This is a genomic window from Acinetobacter sp. ANC_7513 (assembly GCF_056779915.1).
Genome location: NZ_JBWYIW010000009.1, coordinates 95,335 through 116,875, shown reverse-complemented (window position 1 = coordinate 116,875; position 21,541 = coordinate 95,335). Strand labels below are relative to the sequence as shown.

Here is a 21,541-nt window from a genome sequence, read left to right as displayed (position 1 = left end):
TGACCATGTGAAACTCGTTTTAGCACCCATGGAAGGTTTAACTGATCCCATCATGCGTGATGTTCTCACACATGTCGGCAGCTTCGACTGGTGTGTAACTGAGTTTATCCGTGTCACTGATTCTGTCCTTCCAGATCACATCTATCATTCTTACTGTCCCGAATTATTCAACGATGGCAAAACAGCAGCAGGAACACCCGTTCATGTTCAATTTTTAGGGAATAATCCAACCATGTTGGCTGCAAATGCCGTTCGAGCGGTGGAGTTAGGTGCACCTGCAATTGATATGAATTTTGGATGTCCAGCTAAAACAGTAAACAGGCATCGAGGTGGTTCTGTATTATTGGATGAACCTGAAACAGTGTATCAACTGGTTAAAGCTGTACGTGATGCAGTGCCTGCTGAAATACCAGTTTCAGCAAAAATGCGTTTAGGTTATATGGATCGTAATTTCACCCTGGAAAATGCACATGCTATAGAAGATGCTGGTGCCGCTTGGGTGACCGTTCATGCACGAACAAAAGCAGATGGCTATACCCCACCCGCCTTTTGGGATCAACTTCAACCCATTCGTCATGCGCTTAGAATTAATGTGATAGCCAATGGTGAAATCTGGAATAACCAAGATGCGCGCCAGTGTTTACTAGAGTCAGGTTGTGAAGATCTAATGATTGGTCGTGCAGCAGTGACAACACCCGATGTCACACAATGCATCCGACAAAATAAAGACGAAGCGATATTACAATGGAGCGATTTAATTACACTCCAAATTCGCTTCTTAAATGGTTCTTATAAAAAAGAAATGAATATGGTCGGACGTTATAAACAATGGCTAGGTATGATGTCTAAACATTATCCTGAAGCAAAACTGTTATGGGATGAAGTGAAACGTCTGAAACAAGTAGATGAAATCATTGCTAAGCTCAATCATTTTCAAAACATTACGCCAACTGTCTAATTTCTAAATTCTAGAATGAATAACTCCGAACTTCACCTTGAAAATTCAGACAGTCTTGAACGCGAGTGCGTTGAACCTCAGACAGTTGCTCTGGACTAAACCATGCATATTCCGTATGTTCCTCAGAGAGTTGAATTTGGGCATTATTTTCAATCACGCATCTAAAGATAAAGGTATGTGAGTTTACCTGTGCGTGATAGTAGACCCCGGATAAATATTGGATGCTTACATCACAACCTATTTCTTCTTTACACTCTCTGAGCAAAGCTTGATGTATGGTTTCACCTTGATCTAAACCACCACCTGGCAACCCCCAACTGTAATTGGAATAGTTTGCTTTCAGTAATAAGACTTGTCCCTCTGGGTTGGTGATCACCGCATGAGAACTCAAACGATAAAAATCATAAAATCCCATGACACGTCTCCAGAATTTAACTCATTCATGAAAGATAACACTGTTTAAGCCCATCTAAATGCTCAAGATAAGCTAAACCACAAGCCTTAATTTTGATTTATCCTTCAAGATGATAGCCTTTCCCGTTGCTAAGTCTACAGGCATAGAAATATGTTGGTGTACCATCACCCATTGTTCATTGGTTTTTTGTAGACATAATGTTGTACGACACCAAGGCATTTGCAGCTGACCTTTTAAGGCTTTATGTTCCACTTTAGAGTGACAGTGTAATACAACCAAATGATCACTCGCATGCACTTTTACATCACGGCGAGTGATTTGCATCCCATCAAAGAAATATGGGCTAAATTTTTGCCATTCTTTTCGATAAGCTTCAGCCCCTTCAAGTTGAGTGCTGACATCAAACATACTTACATTTTGTGCACATTTTTCGATTAACGCATCAACATTATTACCCACTAATGCTGAATCCCATTCTTTTAATTGCGCTAATACTTCATGAGCAGCAACAACATTACCCTCAATCTGAATAGACATGATGTGACCTTATTGTTATTAGTGTGATGAAGTTAACACTTTTAAAGAAAAAGTGTAATGTTATTTTGTGCCAAGCAAAGAAATTTTTATTCTAATTTGTATCTAAAATTCAATTTAAATTGATAAAAAACAACCATTATTTATTAAAACTTATCATTATGATCAGAAAACCAATGACGTGTTATTTTCGCATAAAAAATTGGCCCCAGTTTCACTGAAGCCATTATAAAAGCTTATGCTTTCTTTACATATTCGGACTTAAGTTTCATTGCGCCAAAACCATCTACTTTACAATCAATATCATGACCATCCGTTGCATCTGGCAACAAACGAATACTTTTTGCTTTAGTACCGACTTTGATTACGGATGATGAACCTTTAATTTTTAAATCTTTGATAACCGTTACGGTATCACCATCTGCAAGAAGATTGCCATTTGCATCTTTGATCTGAACCACTTCTTCGAGTGTCTCTCCTTCTTTCCATTCATGTGAACATTCTGGGCAGATCAAGAGGTCCCCATCTTCATAAGTATATTCAGAGGAACATTTTGGGCAATTTGGCAAAGACATAAAAAAATCCAAAAAATTAAAAAAATTTTGCTCAATATACCACTTTCATCTAGCGAATAGAAAAAAACCTTAAATTTTATAAGGTTTAAATAAAAAACCTAAGTTCAATCACTTAGGTTCTTTTATTGGCTCTAGCCTTGTTTAGCTTTGAAACTCATCTTCTATATCTTCATCATCATATACATATGCCATACATCCCCATCCATCGTACTCACCATCATAGTCATTGGCTATTTTGGTAAACCAGTCTTCTAAATCCACAATATCTGAGTATTCTGGCTCCATGTACACATAAATCGTGATAATCCATTCTGCGGATTCAGACTCTTCATCAATAAATAAACTGATCTTTTGTTCTTCCTGAAGCAAGAACAAGGCACATTTTTCAGCTTTGTCTTTAGAGCTAAAAGCAATTGAGTACTCAATCTCATGCGGCTCGCTTAAATCATCTCCATCCTGGAACATTTGCCACAGTACATCGCCATTATCATCATTTGGAAATTGTTCTAAATCACGGCTCATACGTTCATCCTTATTGTGGTTATTGCGTATACAATATCCTAGAGTAGCCTATATTTATTTCATTTTGGAGAAGAATTCATTAGAAATTGTTCTTAACTTTATATGATCGTAATTGTTAAATTTTAGTTAGGCACTCACAATACGTATTTTGCTTGAAGCGTTTCATTCAAAATGGAACTTCACTCACAATTTTAATTTCAATACCACTCAACGGTTGTTGAAACTCTAAATAACTCGCATGCAAAGCCATACGCCCTAAATCACTGAGTTTAGGGTTTGGATGATAGAGTTTATCACCTGTGATCGGATGACCTATGGCTTGCATATGTACGCGTAATTGATGTGAACGCCCCGTAATTGGCGTCAACAAGACACGACTAACATCTAAATGCGCATCATAAGCGACCAATTCAAACAGTGTTAAGGCTGATTTTCCAAGTTCAAAATGAACGATTTGTCTCGGTCTGTTTTCCCAGTCCGTAATTAAAGGCAAGTCTACTTGTCCCTGTTGTACAATTTTACCTTGCACCAGTGCCACATAATTTTTTTTCACGGTGCGCGCTTGGAACATTTTGCTCACAGCCACTTCAGCATCGCGATGTTTTGCAAACATCAAAATTCCAGAGGTTGCCATATCTAGACGATGAGTAATTTTTGCATTTGGATATTGAGCAATCACTCTTAAATACGCACTGTCATGATGTTCAGGCAAGCGTCCTGGCACAGACAATAATCCTGCTGGTTTATCAATGACCACCAAATCATCATCTTCATAGACGATGTTAAGCGGACCTTGAGGTGGCATATATACAAAATTATCGTCTAAAGGCATGTGAACAGAGCATTTCTTTGGGATGCGGAAAAATAGCAACTGATCAACTCAGTGTCAATTTATAAGATGAGCGATTTGAGAATTGAGAATTGAGAATTGAGAATTGAGAATTGAGAATTGAGAATTATAATTTTTTTAAGAGAATTTTGAGGGTGTCAGGGAAAACATGTTGTTTACTTCAACTATTATAACTTTGTTAGTTATAACCCTATTGCCTATAAACTTCTGATTTATAGCGTCCTAAGCCGAATCAAGACCTTTTGGGTAAGTACTACACGCACGTTGTACGCAACTGGTAGCAATCTACTCTTTTCGATCCCGTCACACCCTTGAGATATATAATAGCGAGACTGCGTCGGGATTAATTTCCTAAGATTAACGAATTTTAGCATCGAATAAAAAAATATTTCATATCACCTTATAAATATAATATTTTTTCCCAAATAGGTTCGTTGATACACTTTTTTTAGCGTTTTTTAGCTAAATATTGCAATTAAAATTCAAGTTGACCTTTCATTTTAGAGACTGGCTTGAATTCAAGTTGACCTTTCATTTTAGAGACTGGCTTGAATCCAAGATGCAATGCTCCACCACAACATCATGGCAAACATGCCACACATAAGATTAGCGAGTACTTTCTGTAGTTGAGATAATTCAGATTTGTAAATTTTGAGGTTAATCACATACGCAACGATGCCCAGTACCGCTCCTACTGCGCCACCAATGAGTAACAGTAAAATTGGCCAGCCTGCCATCAAATGAACTTTAACACCTAAAGACGTTTTATCATTTTCAGCTATGCTGCTCATTTCCATGTAATTCTTCCTCTTGCAATCATTTTTACTTCAAATGATCATGCAAAGTTCGCACCAACCTCATTAAAAAAACTATTCAAAATTCAGCTCATCAAAGTCCTTGATTTTGGACAGATAGATTGGTGAATAATTCACTTTGGACCAGGTATGCTTAAATTTTTCCTGAAGATCCCGATCTGCCGAATTGATATTTTGTGAATGCTTTTTTTGATGACTGAGAAAATTAATACTTACTCTATAATCAGTATACGGGCCATGATTACTAGAAAGATCATAACCAATCAAACGCATATCCTGCTGCTCTAAACGAAACTTGTAACTCCAATAGCCATAACGACCGTGTCCATAATGGATCCCCAGAATATTCTTGCGGATATCAACACTGAGTTCTGGCGGAAAATAAACACCACCCTCTTCATTTTCCGATGAAAAAGCAGTCAGATTCTGCATCAGTTTTTGATATGTGAATTGGTTCTGTAATAGCACCAGAATGCCACGTCGGTTACGATCCAGCTTGCCCTGATCAGGATGGTTCACCCACCCTTTGGGATCAATTTTTTTTACAATCAGTACGGCATCCTTTTGGCCATCCTGATTCAAATCACCTTCTACAGCATCGAACAGAAAATATTGGTCTGGAATAAAGTCCTTAAATTTTTTGGCTTGCTGTTGAAGTTTGATTTCTTCCGGACTTAGTGGTTTCTGCTGTGGAGTGTTCGCCCATAACGGTACTGAAGCAATAGAACATGCCATAAGCATTGCAACTGATATACCATGACGCTTTAATATTTTTAGCACAGGCATCTGCTGAGCTCCTTTATAATTTTTATAATATTTTTAGCCAATATAATTTTTAGATGAATTGGAATCGTAATCGTGATTCAACATATTTTTATGATGTTCCATTGAGATTTTAAAGGGGAGTTTCGGCATTCTTTACCATGCGTCTTTTCTGACGAATCCAGCGTACTGCCCAAACCACACCGATTATTAAAACGATCACTACCAATCCTGGTATAAAGAATGACAATACGGAAATCACCAATGCGCTGACCCACTCACCTGTAGAAACCACAGGATTTGCCACGCCACCCGTGGTTGCGGTCGATACACCCCGTGCTGCCACTGTCCCAAGTTGCACTGCTCCTGCTGTTCCACCACCGACGATGATTGCGGCAGCCCAACTTGCAAATTGCGACATTTCACCAGAGCTTACCGCCATGGTTGTCAATGTTCCAGCCACCATCGCGGCAGGTGTTGCAATGGTATCGAGTAAGTTGTCTACCCATGGGATGTAATAAGCGCCTATTTCACACAGTGTGGCAAAACCGAGTGCAATACAGACCGCTGGCATCGCCAACCATTCAAAACCTTTTATGGGTTCAAAAATGCCCATAATAGCGGCAATACTCATCACCAATAAGGGAACAAATACGCGGAAGCCACATGCAGCACTCAATCCTATACCAAGACATAAACCGAGTATTGTTTCCATAGCAAACCTTTTTATTTATATGTTTTTAATTTTATTAAGGTAACAAAAAAGCCCTATGGTGTAATAGGGCTTTTGTTTAAAACAGTGGTGTCTGTTTTAGTGTGTTTGCTTGAGCGAATTATTTTTTAAATTGATTGCTTAAGCATTTGGTACACGGTGGTAAACGATCAGTACCAATTTCTAAGTAAGCACGATGCCCACATTGAACGCAAAAATAGAAACCTGTTCCCGGTTTAGAGCCAGCTGTAACCATTTTTGTTCTCCGTATAATTTTAGAAATGGTGAAATCACTATAACGGAGAATGAATGGCTTTTTATTGTCCATTTCGACAGATGATGATGGCAGTTGGGCAAGACAGTATTTTTAAAATTAATTCTGCTTTAGAATAAATATTGGTGATAATAAAATTCACTCCCAAGCATAAATAACATTATAATTTTCTTCATACTTTAAAATAAGTATATCAATGAATTCTCTGATATTTTTATTTATCAATTTATCTTTTTGAGTAACTGTAAAAACTTTCTCTATATGTATTTTCGAAGATGCTACTCTAAACTTGTTATCTAAAATTACTTGGATATCACCAATTACAGTTAAGATTACTCCGATTTTAAGATCACCTAGATGACAAGCTATTACAGAAATATGAGCAACCTGATTCTTGTTAAAGCTATTATCGCCATTTAATAAAAATTCCACTCCACAATCACACTTATTAAAATTTGTAATTATTGTGTGAAAACTTTCAATTTGATCTTTATAATAATACAATTCTTTCAAAGACATATGAATTTCATCATGCACTTTTAACTGATGACAAATTTGAAATATTTTAATCAATAATTCATCAAATACATCTAAATTACGTTTGATATGTTTACTATTCAATGTAAATGAAAATGTTTCAAAATTTTCTAATTCAATTTCAAAGAACGTTTTATATTTATCCTTACTTAACAATGTAATTAATTTGATAGCTTTTTGAAGCTGATTTAGTTCCCACCTAGAATCATCCCCTAAAGAAAAACTATAATTTGCTTTATTCTGATAAGGTTCACAGCTTAAATCGAAGAATTCTCCAATTACTCTAAATTTCGAAAACTTTCTAAACTCTCGAAAACTGAATGGACTTGTATAGAAATTTATATCAAAAGTTAAACCAGTCGATAATTTATCTTCTTTAAATTTAATTTTTCCTTTTTTAGGAAAAGACATACCTAACTTTAACTTAGCATTTCTCGATTGCAATTCAGGTTCTTTTGAAGGAATTCCAAATCTTTGGTTAATACTAACAAAATTTTCAATATCTAATTCTTCTTCTAATCCTAATGAAACATCAATAATTTTCTTTATTGAATCCTCACCATTTAGCGAAAATTGTAAAATTCCATATCCATCTTCAAAGCCACAATTCTCTAAAAATTTGGATTTATCCTTTAAATAATCTGAGTAATTTTCGCCAATATAGCCCAATAATTTTTCTTTTAAGCTTTCACCATTCAAAAATTTTAGCTCATGAGTTTCATCATATTTCAAAGTGATAGTCCTTTTATTCAGGTTATTGTCTTTATCACTTTGTTCAATTTCATGAATTTTTTTAAGCGTTGAATAAATAATTTTATTATCTACATGTAAGACAAATGCTCTCTGTACTTCATTTTTCCCATCAAATTCTAAAAATACATAAAATGTAGGCATTTGTGCCGTCACCATTTGCCTAAGATTAGAAATCGTTATTGCTAATTTTCTATCTCGCTTGTCTGTTGCTTTTACTTGCACTCTACATTCAAAAGCAGATTGATGTAATTTTTTAGCCGATAAGTTACTGCTTATAGGAAATTGGACGAAAAAATCCCAACCTGTTTTATCAATTATTGAGGGATTTGGAATAAGTCCTACTTGATGACACCAAATTGAAAAAATATTTTCACCTAGAAGCCCTAAATCTCGCATGATATCTCATATATTTTTCATTAAAAACCCTACTTCACAGTAGGGTTATTTTTAAGCAAAATCAATTAATTTAGCTTAAATTCTAAGCCACATTCCCTTCCAAGAAATCCTGTGCAAAACGTTGTAACACCCCGCCCGCTTCATACACAGACACTTCTTCTTCGGTATCCAAACGACACGTTACAGGCACTTCAATCGTTTGATTTTTACCATCCGCCGTTGCACGCTCAATCACAAGCGTCAAAGTCGAACGAGGTGCAATATTCCCAATCACGCTATACAGCTCTGTACCATCCAAACCTAAAGTTTTACGGTCAGTTCCTGCCTTAAACTCAAGAGGTAACACACCCATACCGACCAAGTTGGTACGGTGAATACGTTCAAAACCTTCAGCTACAATGGCTTCTACACCTGCAAGGCGCACACCTTTAGCTGCCCAGTCACGGCTAGAACCTTGACCATAGTCTTTACCTGCAACAATGATCAAAGGCTGTTTACGGTTCATGTAGGTTTCAATTGCTTCCCACATACGCATCACTTCGCCTTCAGGCTCAACACGCGCTTTAGACCCTTGCTTAATTGTACCGTCCGAACGTACCACCATTTCGTTATACAATTTCGGATTCGCGAAGGTCGCACGTTGTGCCGTTAAATGGTCACCACGGTGCGTTGCGTATGAGTTAAAGTCTTCCTCAGGAACGCCCATTTTATGTAGATATTCACCTGCTGCCGAATCCATCATAATCGCATTCGATGGTGATAAATGGTCTGTGGTGATGTTATCGCCTAAAATCGCAAGCGGACGCATATTGGCTAAAGTACGTGGTGCTGCAAGTGCGCCTTCCCAATATGGCGGACGGCGGATATAAGTACTTTGCGGACGCCAATCATACAATGGGCTTGCCGCTTGAACCTTCTCACCCAAATCAAACATAGGGATATACACTTTCTTAAATTGCTCAGGTTTTACCGCAACTTTTACCAGTGCATCAATTTCTTCATCAGATGGCCAAATGTCTTTTAAGTAAATTGGGTTACCGTCTTTATCGTGCCCTAGCGCATCAGTTTCGATGTCAAACCGAATCGTCCCTGCAATCGCATACGCCACAACTAAAGGTGGTGATGCCAAGAACGCTTGTTTTGCATAAGGGTGGATACGACCATCGAAGTTACGGTTACCTGATAAAACAGCCGTTGCGTAGAGGTCACGGTCGATAATTTCTTGCTGGATTTTTGGATCTAACGCACCTGACATCCCGTTACATGTGGTACATGCATACGCCACGATACCAAAACCGAGTTTTTCTAAATCACCGAGTACACCTGCTTCTTCTAAATACAATGCTGCTGCTTTAGACCCTGGTGCAAAAGATGATTTCACCCACGGTTTACGCACTAAGCCTAACTCGTTTGCTTTACGAGCAAGCAAGCCAGCTGCAACCGTATTACGTGGGTTAGAGGTATTGGTACAAGAGGTAATCGCAGCGATGATGATTGCACCATCAGGCATTAAGCCTTCTGCTTCTTGCGCACGCGCTGCTTCTAAATTGCCTGCAATACCTTTGGCTTTTAAATCACTTGTTGATACACGCGCATGTGGATTAGATGGCCCTGCAATGTTACGAGTGACTGTAGATAAATCAAAACGGAGTACACGTGGGTACTCGGCTTTAGTCATATCACTTGCCCACAGACCAATTTCTTTGGCGTAGGTTTCTACAAGCTTCACTTGCTCAGGCTCACGACCTGTAAGCGTTAAATAATCAACGGTGTTTTGGTCGATATAGAACATCGCAGCCGTTGCACCATATTCAGGGGTCATATTCGAGATCGTTGCACGGTCACCAATCGACATGGTGTCTGCACCTTCACCAAAGAACTCTAAATAGGCACCGACGACTCGCTCTTTACGCAAGAACTCTGTTAAAGCCAATACGATATCAGTTGCAGTAATACCCGGCTTACGCTGACCAACAAGCTCTACACCAATAATGTCAGGTAAACGCATCCAAGATGCACGACCAAGCATCACGTTTTCAGCTTCTAAGCCACCGACACCAATTGAAATCACACCCAAAGCATCGGTATGCGGTGTATGAGAGTCTGTTCCTACACACGTATCAGGGAAAGCCACGCCACCACGGTTTTGAATCACTGGAGACATTTTCTCCAAGTTGATTTGGTGCATGATGCCGTTACCCGCAGGGATTACATCGACATTTTCAAAGGCAGTTTTGGTCCATTCAATAAAATGGAAACGGTCTTCATTACGGCGATCTTCTACTGCACGGTTTTTCTCAAATGCATCAGGATCAAAACCACCGTACTCGACTGCGAGTGAGTGATCGACAATCAGCTGAGTTGGTACCACGGGATTGACTTTAGATGGGTCTCCACCTTGATCGGCAATCGCATCACGCAAACCTGCAAGGTCCACCAATGCTGTTTGACCCAAAATATCGTGGCAGACCACACGTGCTGGATACCAAGGGAAATCATGGTCTTGTTTGTTAAAGATTAACTCTTTAAGAGACTGCTCTAAAATTGCAGGGTCGCAACGGCGTACCAATTGCTCTGCAAGCACTTTAGAAGTATATGGGAGTTTTGCGTATGCGCCTGGCTGAATATCCTCAACGGCTTGACGCACATCATAATATTCGAGCTGGGTACCTTGCAGTGGTTTACGGTAGTTGTTATTCATCGCGTTCCTGCCTTGCCTTGAGCATCTTTTTTCTAAACTTTCTAAACATTTTGTTGTTGATGAGACTTCATCATTTGTGATGGCATAGTACACTGCTGAAAGTCCATTTCCCAAATCTTATATATTTCATGCACTTAGGTACAAAAAATAGGGTTTTTGAAATATTTTGTTTCAAATAATGCAGTTAAATTAGCAGTTATGTGCTTTTTTTTGAAAAATAGTGGAAAATTGGGATAATTCTTTAGTATTAGATTCAGATTCGAGCATAGAAAATGAACAATTTATCTTTCTCCTCATTTACGCTTAATGGCGTGGATGCTCAAAAATTTTTACAAGGTCAAGTGACGTTGCATGTTGAACGCCTTGAGGAAAATATCACGCGCTACACAGCAATTTGTGATTTAAAAGGTCGAATTCACTTTGGTTTATGGTTAACAAAGCTGAATCCTGAAAGCTTTGTCATTGTAACCACTCAAGATCAAGCTGAAGAATTTTCCAAACACATTAAAAAATTCGGTGCTTTTTCCAAAATGAAACTTGAAGAAGCTAGTCAGGTCTATCCTACGCTTCAAGGTGACACCACAACGTTCTCAGCAGAAGTAACAGATATTGCCGCTTGGCAAGTTCAGGCCATTCAACAGGGTCAAGCTTACATTGATCAAGCCATAGAACACGTGTTCCAACCCCAAGAACTCCGTTTACATCAACGTGAAGGCGTTCACTATGACAAGGGTTGTTACTTGGGTCAGGAAGTCATTGCACGCTTATGGTTTAAAGCCAAACCGAAAGCGTGGTTACATCTGATTCAAGGTACAGGTGCTGTGCCTGCAGAAGCGGAACAACTCGATAAAAGCGTACAAGTGGTCAATAGTGCTGCATTTGAAAATGGTTATATCGCTTTGGTGGTGGCACGCCCTGAAGCATTAGCAGAGTTAGACGTGACTGTTTTAGATTTGCCTGAGTATTTAAATGGTGATGTGGCTAGACCACAGTAAAATAATCTAAAAAAAACCTCCATTTAGGAGGTTTTTTTATTAACTAATAGGCTGAGGATTTGGAACATATTTCCGGTAAATGATCAGGTTTAATATGACCAATACCGCACAACACCAGTACATAAATTCAAAGCTCCATTGTGCAATAACCAATCCCATTACAACTGAACCAACTGCCAGACCAATATCAAAACAAATAAAGAATGTTGATATTGCATGCCCCATCCGATGTTTATCTACGGTTTGAATGGTGAGCGTTTGCAAACAAGGAAATACTGAACCATATCCAATTCCAATAAAAATTGCAGATAACCACAACATCCACTGATTATTGACTAGTGTTACGACCACAAGTCCAATCGCAAAAAATATAAAAGAAGGAACGATAACAGCACGCGGACCTTGACGATCATAAATTTTACCAACCCAAGGTCTTACAATTAACATCGAAACCGCAAACAATATAAAAAATACACTGGTATACGCCAGCAGCTGTTTGCTCTCACTGTAAACCGTAATAAAACTGGTAATACTCGAGTAGGCAAAAGCTGTAAGTAAAGCAACACCACTTACAGCAAAAACTTTAGGCTCAAGAAAATCATCTAGCTTAAAACCTTTTTTATTCATTTTATTTTGCTGAGGTATCTGATTCGCTGGAATATTTAATAGCCAGCTAAAAATTAGACCTAAACTGATGAGCACCGCGAGAGCACCGAATAAAATTTGGAAGCTATAAAATTGAATCATGGTAAGCGCAATTAATGGTCCAAATACCACACCTAGGTTAGTGGACATCACATAATAACCCATGCCTTCACCTTTACGATGCTCAGGAATAAAGTCATTCGCGACTGGAACAGCCACAGTGGTCAACACACTAAACCATATCCCATGTAAAAATCGTATAAGCAACAATGACCACATGTTATCAATGAATAAATAAGCAAATGCAAAGACCGCAAAAAACGTGCTCGATCCACGCATAGTGAGTCGCTTACCCATTTTTTGAATGATCATGCCTGAAAATGGTCGTACTGCTATTGATGAGGCGAGAAAAAGCGTTAACGCTAATCCTGCTTCTTCAACTGATCCCGCTAAATCCTTCACAATGTAAATCGGAAGGACAGCCAACATGGCAAAGTAGTAAATAAAAACAAATAAATTATTTAATACACACAAGATAAATGAACGATTCCAAAGTCGTTCGGTGGTTACACTCATGAAAATCTACTCTTGTCGCATTAATGTTTAGGCGTGAGGACGTAATGGATCTAAACTCAGTTTGACCAATTGACGGATATAGTGCTCATCAGGCAAATGATTAAAAAAAATAATTTGGTAATGAATAGGACCATACAGTCGATCAAGTACCAAATCATAGTGATCATGTTCAATCAGCTCCCCCGCCTCAATCGCCTGTTGGATCAGTTGGTGCAGTTGAACTCGTTTAGGTAATAAATATTGCTTGAAGAATGTTGCAGCCAATTCACGATGATTCGCCATAACCACCAACATCGCTCGTCCCACTGGATGATCTAAAGCCTTAGCCAAACGAAGCAATTGTTGATTAAGATTTTGTTCAAGGTCGAGCTCTGGCTCAAACTCAAAAATTGAGAGTGTGAGCTCTTTAAAGGTGTCCAGAACCAATTCAGATTTATGTGACCACCATCGATAAATAGTCGACTTTCCCACCCCAGCACGTGAAGCTATGTCTTCTACTGTCAGTTGGTGATATTCCACTTCAGTCAAAGCCTGTTTGACTGAAGCTAAAATACATGATCGGCGTCGTGCACTTTTGTCTTCGCTTGCCATGAAATCCCCCCAAATAAAACGATACGTTTCGTATCGTTTTATAATAAAGAGTTTTTATTGATAAAGATATGAAAATAAGACCAAGGCATTAGATAGAATAGATTTTAACTCTCAATCGATTGAGAGATGACTCATAAAAAAAACCTCCTATATCGCTAGGAGGTTTTTTTCTAAAAGCCATGAAATAATTTATTCATATCCTTCACCACATAATCTTTAAAATGAAATGCTCTCGCGTGTTTAGCATCAAACTTTACGGTTAAATCACCTTTTTGGAATACATACACTCGATTCTCCTGACTCACCAAATACTGCTCGCCAAGTTTCAATAAGAGCGCATCTATCTTTTGTTCATCTGGGATTGAATCATCTTGAAAAACTTTATCGTAATTACGTTTAATGCCTTTTATAAACATCGTTGAACACCTCATTGCACAATGCGTATTTAAGCAAAACCATCGAAGAACTACTAGTGGATTAAAATTTTGGTTAAATCCATATATTCAAGGCTGAACAACATAAATCCAGTGTCGTTTATATGCTTATACTGCAATACACACACTTTATTCACAAAGCGAAGCTAAATTTGAAGGATGTATACATATTCTATATTTACATTCACATAATTCGGACTATGATGAAATGGTGTAAAACTCTATTTACATCAAATAAATAGGGTTGCTTTTAAGATAGGTATAAAACAATTATGAAAAAAATATTATGTGGTGCTTTACTCGCTGTTGCCACCTCATTTAGCTTCGCTGCCGCACCAGTCGATCCTGCATTCAGCAAAGTACAGGAACTGATTCAAGCAAAGAATTACAATGCGGCCTACCAAGAACTTGAACGCTTATCAAAAGCAGGGAATCCTCAAGCGACTTATAACTTGGCATATCTCACTCAAGCTGGTCAAGGAACCAAACAAGACAACAAAAAAGCAGTACAACTTTATGAACAAGCTGGCACTGCAGGCTATCCTTTAGCCAATTATGTATTGGCGCAAAACTATGCCACTGGCGGCTTGGGTCTGACCAAAAATGAAAAAAAATCTCGTGAATACTTAGATAAAGCTGCAGCTCAAGGTTTTGAGGATGCGATTGTTGAATCTGCTGTTCTACTGTTTTCTGAAGGCAAAGAACAATCTGATAAGCTCGCGTTGCAAAAACTTGATCCTTTAATTAAGAAAGGAAGTTATCCAGCCATTCATGCTCGTGCTTTATACGATATTTCATTAGGCTTTAAGACCAAAACTGAAGCGCCTGTGAAAAAAGGTTTAGCGAGCATTCAAGATTTAGGTAAAAAAGGATACATCCCTGCGCTTATGGCCATTGGTAATATGTTTGTAAACGGGAATATCGTTCCGCAAAACCTACCTGAAGCAAAAAAAATATTTAGTGCTTTAGCAGATGAAAATATTCCTCAAGCCAAAGAAAATCTAGCGATCGTGAACAAACTGATTGCTGAGAATGCAAAAAAACCTGCAGCAAATACGAAAGCTAAATCATAAGCATTAATTTAAATTTTAAACCGCTGCTCAAATACAAAAACCCTATCACGAGATAGGGTTTTCTTATATGAAAAGGATATTTATGATTACATTTTAGGTTTTACTCAATTACCACCATAAAATAATTAATCCAGCAGTCACAATAAATCCAATGACTGTACTCATCAATAAAGGTGTAATTGCACGATCATTGAGCCCATATGCTTGTCCCAACATTCCAAATAATGCAGGTGTAGGTAAAGCTGCAATCAATGTCCCTACATACACGATATCCATTGGTGCTTGAGCAATAAATCGTAGAGTCAAATACATGAGTATTGGAAAAATAAAGTTGGACGATAGAACAATATAAAGACTCTGCTGATTGACATATTTTAGGGTTAAACCTGCGATGCTTCCGCCAATCACAAATAACGCCAAAGGAGATGCCGTCTGACCAATCATTAAGAAAACTTGATCTATATAATGCGGCAGTTTAACCTGAAAAACCGCGCACACAATTCCGATTACCACACCAATAAACAATGGATTTTTACATAAGTTTATAAAGTTATTTTTTAATGTATTGAGTACTGCTTGCTGATTTTGAGCTTGCAACCCCGCAATAAATAAAGCTGCTGGAACAAGAAAAACACTTTCGATAATTACAATTAAAGAAGTAAAAGCAAGCGCAATATGACCAATCAATAGACTTAAAATGGCCGTACCAAGTAGTCCAGTATTAGACATTGACGCTCCAATCGAGAGGATGGCAGCATCACTTAAATTGTTTTTAAAATGCTTTACCAAAATCCCTAAAGCGATTGCAAATACAAAGGCGGTCACCACAATATAACTGTAAAAAAGTTCAGGTTGCCATATCGCATCAAGATCTTTTGATGAAAGCGCTTGTAAAAATAGAGCAGGTAAAGCGACTCGAATGACGAATGTACCGACAATGGAGACTTGCTCTTTGCTAAGTAAATTCAGTTTAACCGAAGCATATCCCGAAAAAAGCAGTAAAAAAATCGGAATAATGACCGATAAAACCATGACTTAGCATCCCTAGCTATTGTATGAGTTAGTCAAATTATCATACAACAGCCGTCATTACCCAGGATGACTTTTTAAGTATACCTTTATGCCTATTTTATCTATCAGCATATGGCTTAAATAATGATTTCACATCATGCGGTTGGCATCGTAAGTATTGTGGACTGATTTCGACTTCTGCTTTTAATTCTGCAGCAGCATGCCATGGCCATCTTGGATTAAATAGTATTGCCCTTGCGAGCCCGATTGCATCAGCTTTGCCTTGTTGTAAGACATCTTCCGCCTGTTGAGGTTCAGTGATCAGCCCAACAGCAATCACTGGAATGTCTACGTGTTTCTTGATTGCTTCCGCAAATGGAACTTGGTAATTAGGACCAATCTGAATATTTTGATCGATATGTAATCCCCCTGATGATGCATGGATATAAACTGCACCAAGTTTTTCTAATGCCTTTGATAACCCAATTGAGTCATCAATATTCCATGCCTTTTCTTGCTCCATCCAGTCTGTTGCAGACAAACGAACACCGATTGGATAGTTGTCTGGAACAGCATTTTTGATCGCCTGAAAAACCTCTAAAGTTAGACGAATGCGATTCTCAAAACTTCCACCATATTCATCTGTTCTTCGATTAGATAAAGGGGACATAAATTGATGTAATAGATAACCATGAGCCGCGTGGACTTCGATGAGATCAAAACCTGCATCTACAGATCTGACTGCTGCAGTTGCAAAGTCATCGATAATTTTTTTGATTTCCTCGATACTTAATTCATGAGGAGCCTGATCATCTGGATTAAATGGTAAATCACTTGCAGATACCGTTTGCCAGCCATGTTCATGATTCGATGAGAATTGACCACGTCCCAACCATGGTTTATCAGTTGAAGCTTTACGTCCCGCGTGCGCTAACTGAATGGCGATTGGCGTTGGAGCAATCGATTTTACCTTATCAATCAATGCTTTTAATTGTGCACGTTGTAAATCATTCCATAACCCTAAATCTGCAAAACTGATACGACCTACAGCTTGTACCGCAGTTGCTTCAATAATATATAATCCAGCACCCGACAATGCATAACTCGCCCATTGTTGTTCATGCCAAAAACTATGCTCCCCTGCTTCATTCGCAGAATACTGACACATGGGAGCAATAATAATTCTATTTTTGAGTGATAAATTTCCGAATTGAATTGGCTCAAATAATTTTGCCACACTGAATCTCCCTGATTTTAAATTGATTTATTTGTAGCAGTGTACAACGCATTTACGCGATAAATCATCTAAGTTCATTTCATCATTGAATGCTTTAAAAAACATTTTAAAACTTAACCATGAAGGCACTAGATGGATTGTGTATCATATTCTGTTCAAGCGTAATATCTTGTAGTTCACTCGATGCTGCTTGCAATATCCTCATTTAACCCAATATTTTTCTACTCGCCCATTTAACAGAGTTTCCATGCCTGAATTACCTGAAGTTGAAACCACGAAAACCAGCTTGCTCCCTTTGCTGAATCAAAAAGTACTTTCTGTTCAAGTCAATAATTCAAGTCTGAGATGGCCTATACCAAATGATGTAAATCAATTGGTCGGTCAACGACTGATAGGGCTAACACGTCGATCCAAATATATTTTGGCACAATTTGAAAATGCGACCATGTTATGGCACTTGGGAATGTCAGGCAGCTTTCGTTTGAGTGATTCACGTGATGCATTGAGAAAGCATGATCATTTCATCATACAATTCGATGATATCCAATTACGCTACCACGATCCTCGTCGTTTTGGTTGCATTTTATGGCTAGATGATCATGCTCAATCCAAACTTTTAGATACGCTTGGACCTGAACCTTTAAGTGAATCTTTCAATGCTGACTATCTAGAGCAGAAATTTAAAAATAAGAGTGTTGCAGTCAAAGTTGCAATTATGGATAACCACATTGTTGTGGGTGTTGGAAATATTTACGCAACTGAAAGTCTGTTTAATTTGGGCATTCATCCTGCACAACCCGCCTCTAGTCTTACACGGTCACAAATTGAAAAATTTGTCATTGAAATCAAACGAATCCTTAAACAAGCAATTGATTTAGGCGGATCTACTTTACGTGATTACACCAATGCCATGGGCGAAAATGGCTACTTTCAACAAACGCTATTGGCTTATGGGCGCGCTGGTGAAATGTGCATCAACTGTGAAACAACTTTAGAAAATATTAAGCTCGGGCAACGTGCTTCTGTTTTTTGCCCTGAGTGTCAACCGCTTAAGCGACCTCAAGCCTCAAATAATCCTGTATCAAAGGTAAAATCCAAATGAAATCAGCAATTGTTCGGCATATTTTAGTCAAAGATAAAGACCTGTGTATCCAACTTAAACAAAAGCTTAAAGACGGTGCTGATTTTGCTAAAATTGCTAAGCAACACTCAACTTGTCCCTCAGGAAAAAAAGGAGGGGAATTAGGTGAGGTAAAGAAAGGACAATTGGTTGGTCCTATCGATAAGGCAGTTTTTAGTTTGGCTGAACGTGAATTACATGGACCAATTAAGAGTCAATTCGGCTGGCATTTACTCGAAATTAAATTTCGTATGGATTTTTAAACTTCCTGGATTCCCCTCTCCTTTTAGGAGATGAGAAGCATCGCTTCGCAAGGGAGAGCTAAGAATCAATACCTCCCAGCCTCCCTTTGACAAAGGGGGATTTCGGGCGATTTTAAAAAAATGATGAGATATAAAAAACGGCGCATTTAGCGCCGTTTTCATTGTATAAGCATTAACCTTTACGTTTTAATTCGTCACGAATTTCACGAAGTAATTCGATATCTTCTGGAGTAGCTTCAGGTGCTGGAGCTTCCTCCTCTTGCTTACGACGCATTTTATTCATCAATTTCACTAACCAGAATACCACCCATGCAAGCAGGATGAAGTTGATGAGAATCGTCAAGAAATTACCGTAAGCCAAAACATTTAAACCCGCTTCTTGAGCGGCAGCAAGCGTTGTAAGGTTATTTGGATTATCTCCTAATACAACAAACCAGTTTGAATAATCAACATCACCGCCTAAGATCCAACTGATAATTGGCATGATGACATCTTTCACCATTGAATCGATGATTTTACCAAACGCCCCACCAATGATCACACCGACCGCCAGATCCATTACATTGCCTTTCACGGCAAATTCTTTAAACTCTTTAATAATGCTCATTTTTTCTCCAAAATTTTTCTATGCATTAATGTGACATAATATACATTATTCTTAATGATATTTCCGTCTAAACTCGTTGGTTTTCCACCAAAATCATAAGTATCTCTGTTTAAATAAACAAGATCTTGTCCAAATCAACTACAACAATTCAACAACTTTTATTTCATATCTTAAATGATGTAGTCAAGATATAAAAAAACCGCTCTTTTGAGCGGTTTTTTTATTTAAATCAATTAAGATTTATTACGTTTACGTTCGTTTTCAGTCAACCAACGCTTACGAATACGAATTGATTTAGGTGTAACTTCAACAAGCTCATCATCTTGAATAAATTCAAGTGCTTGTTCTAACGTATATTCAATCGCAGGAACAAGTGTTAATGCATCATCAGTACCTGATGCACGAACGTTTGTTAATTGTTTCGCTTTAGTTGGGTTTACAACCATATCGTCAGAACGAGAGTTAATACCAATAATCATACCTTCGTAAACTTCTAACTGAGGTTTAGCAAATAGACGACCACGGTCTTGTAAACTGAACAATGCATAGCCCAAGCATGTACCTTGAACCATAGAAATCAACACACCGTTTTGACGTTTTGCAACAGAACCTTGTTTCATTGGTCCATAGTGCGAGAAACTTGAGGTCATGATACCAGTACCTGAAGTCATGGTCATGAATTCTGAACGGAAACCAATCAAGCCACGTGAAGGTACAGTTGCTTCAATACGAATACGACCTTTACCGTCGACTTCCATATTGGTCATTTCACCTTTACGGTTACCCATTTGTTCCATTACAGCACCTTGATGCTGTTCTTCTACGTCAAATGTTACGTTTTCGTATGGCTCTTGCATTTCGCCGTCAATCTCTTTCAAGATTACTTGCGGACGAGATACACCCATCTCGAAGCCTTCACGACGCATGTTTTCGATCAATACCGAAAGGTGAAGTTCACCACGGCCCGACACTTTAAAACGGTCAGGACTGTCAGTATCTTCTACACGAAGTGCTACGTTGTGAATTAATTCGCGATCAAGACGTTCACGGATGTTACGTGAGGTCACAAACTTACCTTCTTTACCGGCGAATGGTGAGTTGTTAACTTGGAATGTCATCGATACTGTAGGCTCATCTACAGAAAGCGGTGGCAATGCTTCAACATGTTTAGGATCACAAATCGTGTCAGAGATATGAAGTTCGTCCATACCTGTTACACATACGATGTCACCTGCAGAAGCAGATTCAACGTCAATACGCTCCAAACCATGGTAACCCATGATTTTTAAGATACGACCGTTACGTGTTTTACCATCTTTGTCGATTACCGTTACAGGTGTGTTCAATTTCACTGAACCACGTTGGATACGACCAACACCAATAACACCAACGAAGCTGTTATAGTCAAGTGAAGACACTTGCATTTGGAATGGACCATCAACATCCACTGCTGGCGGCTCAACGATGTCTACGATTGTTTGGAACAACGGAGTCATGTCTTCAGCCAATTCTTCTGGTGAAGGACCTGCTACACCACGAAGACCAGAAGCATAAACCACAGGGAAGTCTAACTGTTCGTCAGTACCACCAAGGTTATCAAATAAATCGAATACTTGATCGATTACCCAGTCAGGACGCGCATTAGGCTTGTCAACTTTGTTGATAATTACGATTGGTTTCAAACCACGTGCGAACGCTTTTTGCGTTACGAAACGAGTTTGTGGCATTGGACCTTCTTGTGAGTCTACCAAAAGAAGTACACAGTCAACCATCGACATTACACGTTCAACTTCACCACCGAAGTCGGCGTGTCCCGGGGTATCCACGATGTTGATACGGTATTCAGTATCAGTACGTTTATCTAACCATTTGATTGCAGTATTTTTTGCAAGAATGGTAATACCACGTTCACTTTCAATAGCGCCTGAATCCATGACACGCTCGATCTCACCCGCGCGTTCACCCAAAGCACCTGATTGTTGTAAAAGTTTGTCGACAAGAGTCGTTTTACCATGGTCGACGTGTGCGATGATGGCAATATTACGGAGAGTTTTAATATCTGACATGTAAATTCGATACGCTTTAAATTTGAGGGCAAATTATACAGAAAAATCCTAAACTTTTATAGTGACTGTTTCTTTACAATTTCATTTTTTTTTGACGAATGGTTATGTTTCGGTTTTGT

The 21,541-nt window shown here is 38.5% G+C and carries 23 protein-coding genes; 5 read left to right on the top strand and 18 right to left on the bottom strand.

Annotated features, from left to right (window positions below):
• Positions 1-7: 7 nt before the first annotated feature.
• Entirely contained in the window at positions 8-958 is a 951-nt protein-coding gene (locus tag AC1M9B_RS10805) for a tRNA-dihydrouridine synthase (RefSeq protein ID WP_481609090.1), read from the top strand.
• 10 nt (positions 959-968) lie between these two features.
• On the opposite strand, the gene AC1M9B_RS10800 is transcribed toward AC1M9B_RS10805, so the two are convergent.
• From AC1M9B_RS10800 to acnD, 11 genes are all read right to left on the bottom strand, one after another.
• Entirely contained in the window at positions 969-1,373 is a 405-nt protein-coding gene (locus AC1M9B_RS10800; protein ID WP_481609089.1) for an NUDIX hydrolase, read from the bottom strand.
• Between the two features lie 72 nt (positions 1,374-1,445).
• Entirely contained in the window at positions 1,446-1,910 is a 465-nt protein-coding gene (locus tag AC1M9B_RS10795; RefSeq protein ID WP_179998993.1) for a YybH family protein, read from the bottom strand.
• A 233-nt stretch (positions 1,911-2,143) separates the two neighbouring features.
• Positions 2,144-2,482: a zinc ribbon domain-containing protein YjdM gene (locus AC1M9B_RS10790; RefSeq protein ID WP_035269853.1), complete on the bottom strand. Its 339-nt coding sequence runs from the start codon at positions 2,480-2,482 to the stop codon at positions 2,144-2,146.
• Between the two features lie 141 nt (positions 2,483-2,623).
• A complete protein-coding gene (locus AC1M9B_RS10785) occupies positions 2,624-3,004 on the bottom strand; it encodes a ribonuclease E inhibitor RraB (protein ID WP_481609088.1) in 381 nt (126 codons plus the stop codon).
• A 166-nt stretch (positions 3,005-3,170) separates the two neighbouring features.
• Positions 3,171-3,836, bottom strand: coding sequence for an RluA family pseudouridine synthase (locus tag AC1M9B_RS10780; protein ID WP_481609087.1), 666 nt, complete (start codon positions 3,834-3,836; stop codon positions 3,171-3,173).
• Positions 3,837-4,390: 554 nt separating this feature from the next.
• Complete coding sequence (locus AC1M9B_RS10775; protein WP_481609086.1) at positions 4,391-4,651, bottom strand: hypothetical protein; 261 nt, start codon at positions 4,649-4,651, stop codon at positions 4,391-4,393.
• Positions 4,652-4,723: 72 nt separating this feature from the next.
• A complete protein-coding gene (locus AC1M9B_RS10770; RefSeq protein WP_481609085.1) occupies positions 4,724-5,455 on the bottom strand; it encodes a hypothetical protein in 732 nt (243 codons plus the stop codon).
• Between the two features lie 109 nt (positions 5,456-5,564).
• Positions 5,565-6,146 (bottom strand): DUF4126 domain-containing protein, encoded by a 582-nt coding sequence (locus AC1M9B_RS10765; protein WP_481609084.1) that lies wholly within the window; start codon positions 6,144-6,146, stop codon positions 5,565-5,567.
• A 118-nt stretch (positions 6,147-6,264) separates the two neighbouring features.
• Complete coding sequence (locus tag AC1M9B_RS10760; protein ID WP_481609083.1) at positions 6,265-6,471, bottom strand: zinc ribbon-containing protein; 207 nt, start codon at positions 6,469-6,471, stop codon at positions 6,265-6,267.
• 84 nt (positions 6,472-6,555) lie between these two features.
• On the bottom strand, positions 6,556-8,103 hold the full coding sequence (locus AC1M9B_RS10755; RefSeq protein WP_481609082.1) for a DUF4365 domain-containing protein: 1,548 nt from the start codon (positions 8,101-8,103) through the stop codon (positions 6,556-6,558).
• Positions 8,104-8,185: 82 nt separating this feature from the next.
• Entirely contained in the window at positions 8,186-10,804 is a 2,619-nt protein-coding gene (gene acnD, locus AC1M9B_RS10750; protein WP_481609081.1) for a Fe/S-dependent 2-methylisocitrate dehydratase AcnD, read from the bottom strand.
• 272 nt (positions 10,805-11,076) lie between these two features.
• Here acnD and ygfZ point away from each other — a divergent pair, with 272 nt between their 5' ends.
• On the top strand, positions 11,077-11,799 hold the full coding sequence (gene ygfZ / locus AC1M9B_RS10745; RefSeq protein WP_481609080.1) for a CAF17-like 4Fe-4S cluster assembly/insertion protein YgfZ: 723 nt from the start codon (positions 11,077-11,079) through the stop codon (positions 11,797-11,799).
• 39 nt (positions 11,800-11,838) lie between these two features.
• Here ygfZ and AC1M9B_RS10740 read toward each other — a convergent pair whose 3' ends face one another.
• The 3 genes from AC1M9B_RS10740 to AC1M9B_RS10730 form a co-directional block, all read right to left on the bottom strand.
• Entirely contained in the window at positions 11,839-13,020 is a 1,182-nt protein-coding gene (locus AC1M9B_RS10740; protein WP_481594975.1) for an MFS transporter, read from the bottom strand.
• A 27-nt stretch (positions 13,021-13,047) separates the two neighbouring features.
• The gene (locus AC1M9B_RS10735; RefSeq protein WP_481609079.1) at positions 13,048-13,611 is read right to left on the bottom strand and encodes a TetR/AcrR family transcriptional regulator; all 564 of its coding nucleotides are present in this window, start codon (positions 13,609-13,611) and stop codon (positions 13,048-13,050) included.
• 170 nt (positions 13,612-13,781) lie between these two features.
• Positions 13,782-14,027 (bottom strand): hypothetical protein, encoded by a 246-nt coding sequence (locus AC1M9B_RS10730; RefSeq protein WP_092767507.1) that lies wholly within the window; start codon positions 14,025-14,027, stop codon positions 13,782-13,784.
• Between the two features lie 290 nt (positions 14,028-14,317).
• Between AC1M9B_RS10730 and AC1M9B_RS10725 the strand changes: the two genes are divergently transcribed.
• Positions 14,318-15,118, top strand: coding sequence for a tetratricopeptide repeat protein (locus AC1M9B_RS10725; protein ID WP_092767509.1), 801 nt, complete (start codon positions 14,318-14,320; stop codon positions 15,116-15,118).
• Positions 15,119-15,226: 108 nt separating this feature from the next.
• On the opposite strand, the gene AC1M9B_RS10720 is transcribed toward AC1M9B_RS10725, so the two are convergent.
• Together AC1M9B_RS10720 and AC1M9B_RS10715 are read right to left on the bottom strand one after the other, a co-directional pair.
• Positions 15,227-16,150 (bottom strand): AEC family transporter, encoded by a 924-nt coding sequence (locus AC1M9B_RS10720; protein WP_481609078.1) that lies wholly within the window; start codon positions 16,148-16,150, stop codon positions 15,227-15,229.
• 97 nt (positions 16,151-16,247) lie between these two features.
• Positions 16,248-17,366: an NADH:flavin oxidoreductase/NADH oxidase gene (locus AC1M9B_RS10715; RefSeq protein ID WP_481609077.1), complete on the bottom strand. Its 1,119-nt coding sequence runs from the start codon at positions 17,364-17,366 to the stop codon at positions 16,248-16,250.
• 247 nt (positions 17,367-17,613) lie between these two features.
• On the opposite strand from AC1M9B_RS10715, the gene mutM reads away from it, so the two are divergent.
• Both mutM and AC1M9B_RS10705 read left to right on the top strand, forming a co-directional pair.
• Positions 17,614-18,468 carry a bifunctional DNA-formamidopyrimidine glycosylase/DNA-(apurinic or apyrimidinic site) lyase gene (gene mutM / locus AC1M9B_RS10710; protein WP_481609076.1) on the top strand — a complete coding sequence of 285 codons (855 nt, stop codon included), beginning with the start codon at positions 17,614-17,616 and terminating at the stop codon, positions 18,466-18,468.
• Positions 18,465-18,749, top strand: coding sequence for a peptidylprolyl isomerase (locus AC1M9B_RS10705; RefSeq protein WP_180028291.1), 285 nt, complete (start codon positions 18,465-18,467; stop codon positions 18,747-18,749). The genes mutM and AC1M9B_RS10705 overlap by 4 nt, the downstream gene beginning before the upstream one ends.
• 172 nt (positions 18,750-18,921) lie before the next feature.
• On the opposite strand, the gene mscL is transcribed toward AC1M9B_RS10705, so the two are convergent.
• Together mscL and typA are read right to left on the bottom strand one after the other, a co-directional pair.
• Complete coding sequence (gene mscL, locus AC1M9B_RS10700; RefSeq protein ID WP_035270698.1) at positions 18,922-19,356, bottom strand: large conductance mechanosensitive channel protein MscL; 435 nt, start codon at positions 19,354-19,356, stop codon at positions 18,922-18,924.
• A gap of 233 nt (positions 19,357-19,589) precedes the next feature.
• Positions 19,590-21,422: a translational GTPase TypA gene (gene typA / locus AC1M9B_RS10695; protein WP_035270590.1), complete on the bottom strand. Its 1,833-nt coding sequence runs from the start codon at positions 21,420-21,422 to the stop codon at positions 19,590-19,592.
• Positions 21,423-21,541 lie beyond the last annotated feature (119 nt).

What these genes read in the sequence shown, in the direction of transcription:
- AC1M9B_RS10740 (WP_481594975.1), bottom strand. Translation starts at nt 13,020, where the DNA reads ATGAGTGTAACCACCGAACGACTTTGGAATCGTTCATTTATCTTGTGT.
- AC1M9B_RS10775 (WP_481609086.1), bottom strand. Translation starts at nt 4,651, where the DNA reads ATGGAAATGAGCAGCATAGCTGAAAATGATAAAACGTCTTTAGGTGTT.
- AC1M9B_RS10790 (WP_035269853.1), bottom strand. Translation starts at nt 2,482, where the DNA reads ATGTCTTTGCCAAATTGCCCAAAATGTTCCTCTGAATATACTTATGAA.
- AC1M9B_RS10755 (WP_481609082.1), bottom strand. Translation starts at nt 8,103, where the DNA reads ATGCGAGATTTAGGGCTTCTAGGTGAAAATATTTTTTCAATTTGGTGT.
- AC1M9B_RS10760 (WP_481609083.1), bottom strand. Translation starts at nt 6,471, where the DNA reads ATGGACAATAAAAAGCCATTCATTCTCCGTTATAGTGATTTCACCATT.
- AC1M9B_RS10720 (WP_481609078.1), bottom strand. Translation starts at nt 16,150, where the DNA reads ATGGTTTTATCGGTCATTATTCCGATTTTTTTACTGCTTTTTTCGGGA.
- mscL (WP_035270698.1), bottom strand. Translation starts at nt 19,356, where the DNA reads ATGAGCATTATTAAAGAGTTTAAAGAATTTGCCGTGAAAGGCAATGTA.
- AC1M9B_RS10765 (WP_481609084.1), bottom strand. Translation starts at nt 6,146, where the DNA reads ATGGAAACAATACTCGGTTTATGTCTTGGTATAGGATTGAGTGCTGCA.
- AC1M9B_RS10800 (WP_481609089.1), bottom strand. Translation starts at nt 1,373, where the DNA reads ATGGGATTTTATGATTTTTATCGTTTGAGTTCTCATGCGGTGATCACC.
- AC1M9B_RS10725 (WP_092767509.1), top strand. Translation starts at nt 14,318, where the DNA reads ATGAAAAAAATATTATGTGGTGCTTTACTCGCTGTTGCCACCTCATTT.
- acnD (WP_481609081.1), bottom strand. Translation starts at nt 10,804, where the DNA reads ATGAATAACAACTACCGTAAACCACTGCAAGGTACCCAGCTCGAATAT.
- AC1M9B_RS10770 (WP_481609085.1), bottom strand. Translation starts at nt 5,455, where the DNA reads ATGCCTGTGCTAAAAATATTAAAGCGTCATGGTATATCAGTTGCAATG.
- AC1M9B_RS10730 (WP_092767507.1), bottom strand. Translation starts at nt 14,027, where the DNA reads ATGTTTATAAAAGGCATTAAACGTAATTACGATAAAGTTTTTCAAGAT.
- AC1M9B_RS10735 (WP_481609079.1), bottom strand. Translation starts at nt 13,611, where the DNA reads ATGGCAAGCGAAGACAAAAGTGCACGACGCCGATCATGTATTTTAGCT.
- AC1M9B_RS10785 (WP_481609088.1), bottom strand. Translation starts at nt 3,004, where the DNA reads ATGAGCCGTGATTTAGAACAATTTCCAAATGATGATAATGGCGATGTA.
- AC1M9B_RS10780 (WP_481609087.1), bottom strand. Translation starts at nt 3,836, where the DNA reads ATGCCTTTAGACGATAATTTTGTATATATGCCACCTCAAGGTCCGCTT.
- mutM (WP_481609076.1), top strand. Translation starts at nt 17,614, where the DNA reads ATGCCTGAATTACCTGAAGTTGAAACCACGAAAACCAGCTTGCTCCCT.
- AC1M9B_RS10705 (WP_180028291.1), top strand. Translation starts at nt 18,465, where the DNA reads ATGAAATCAGCAATTGTTCGGCATATTTTAGTCAAAGATAAAGACCTG.
- typA (WP_035270590.1), bottom strand. Translation starts at nt 21,422, where the DNA reads ATGTCAGATATTAAAACTCTCCGTAATATTGCCATCATCGCACACGTC.
- AC1M9B_RS10795 (WP_179998993.1), bottom strand. Translation starts at nt 1,910, where the DNA reads ATGTCTATTCAGATTGAGGGTAATGTTGTTGCTGCTCATGAAGTATTA.
- ygfZ (WP_481609080.1), top strand. Translation starts at nt 11,077, where the DNA reads ATGAACAATTTATCTTTCTCCTCATTTACGCTTAATGGCGTGGATGCT.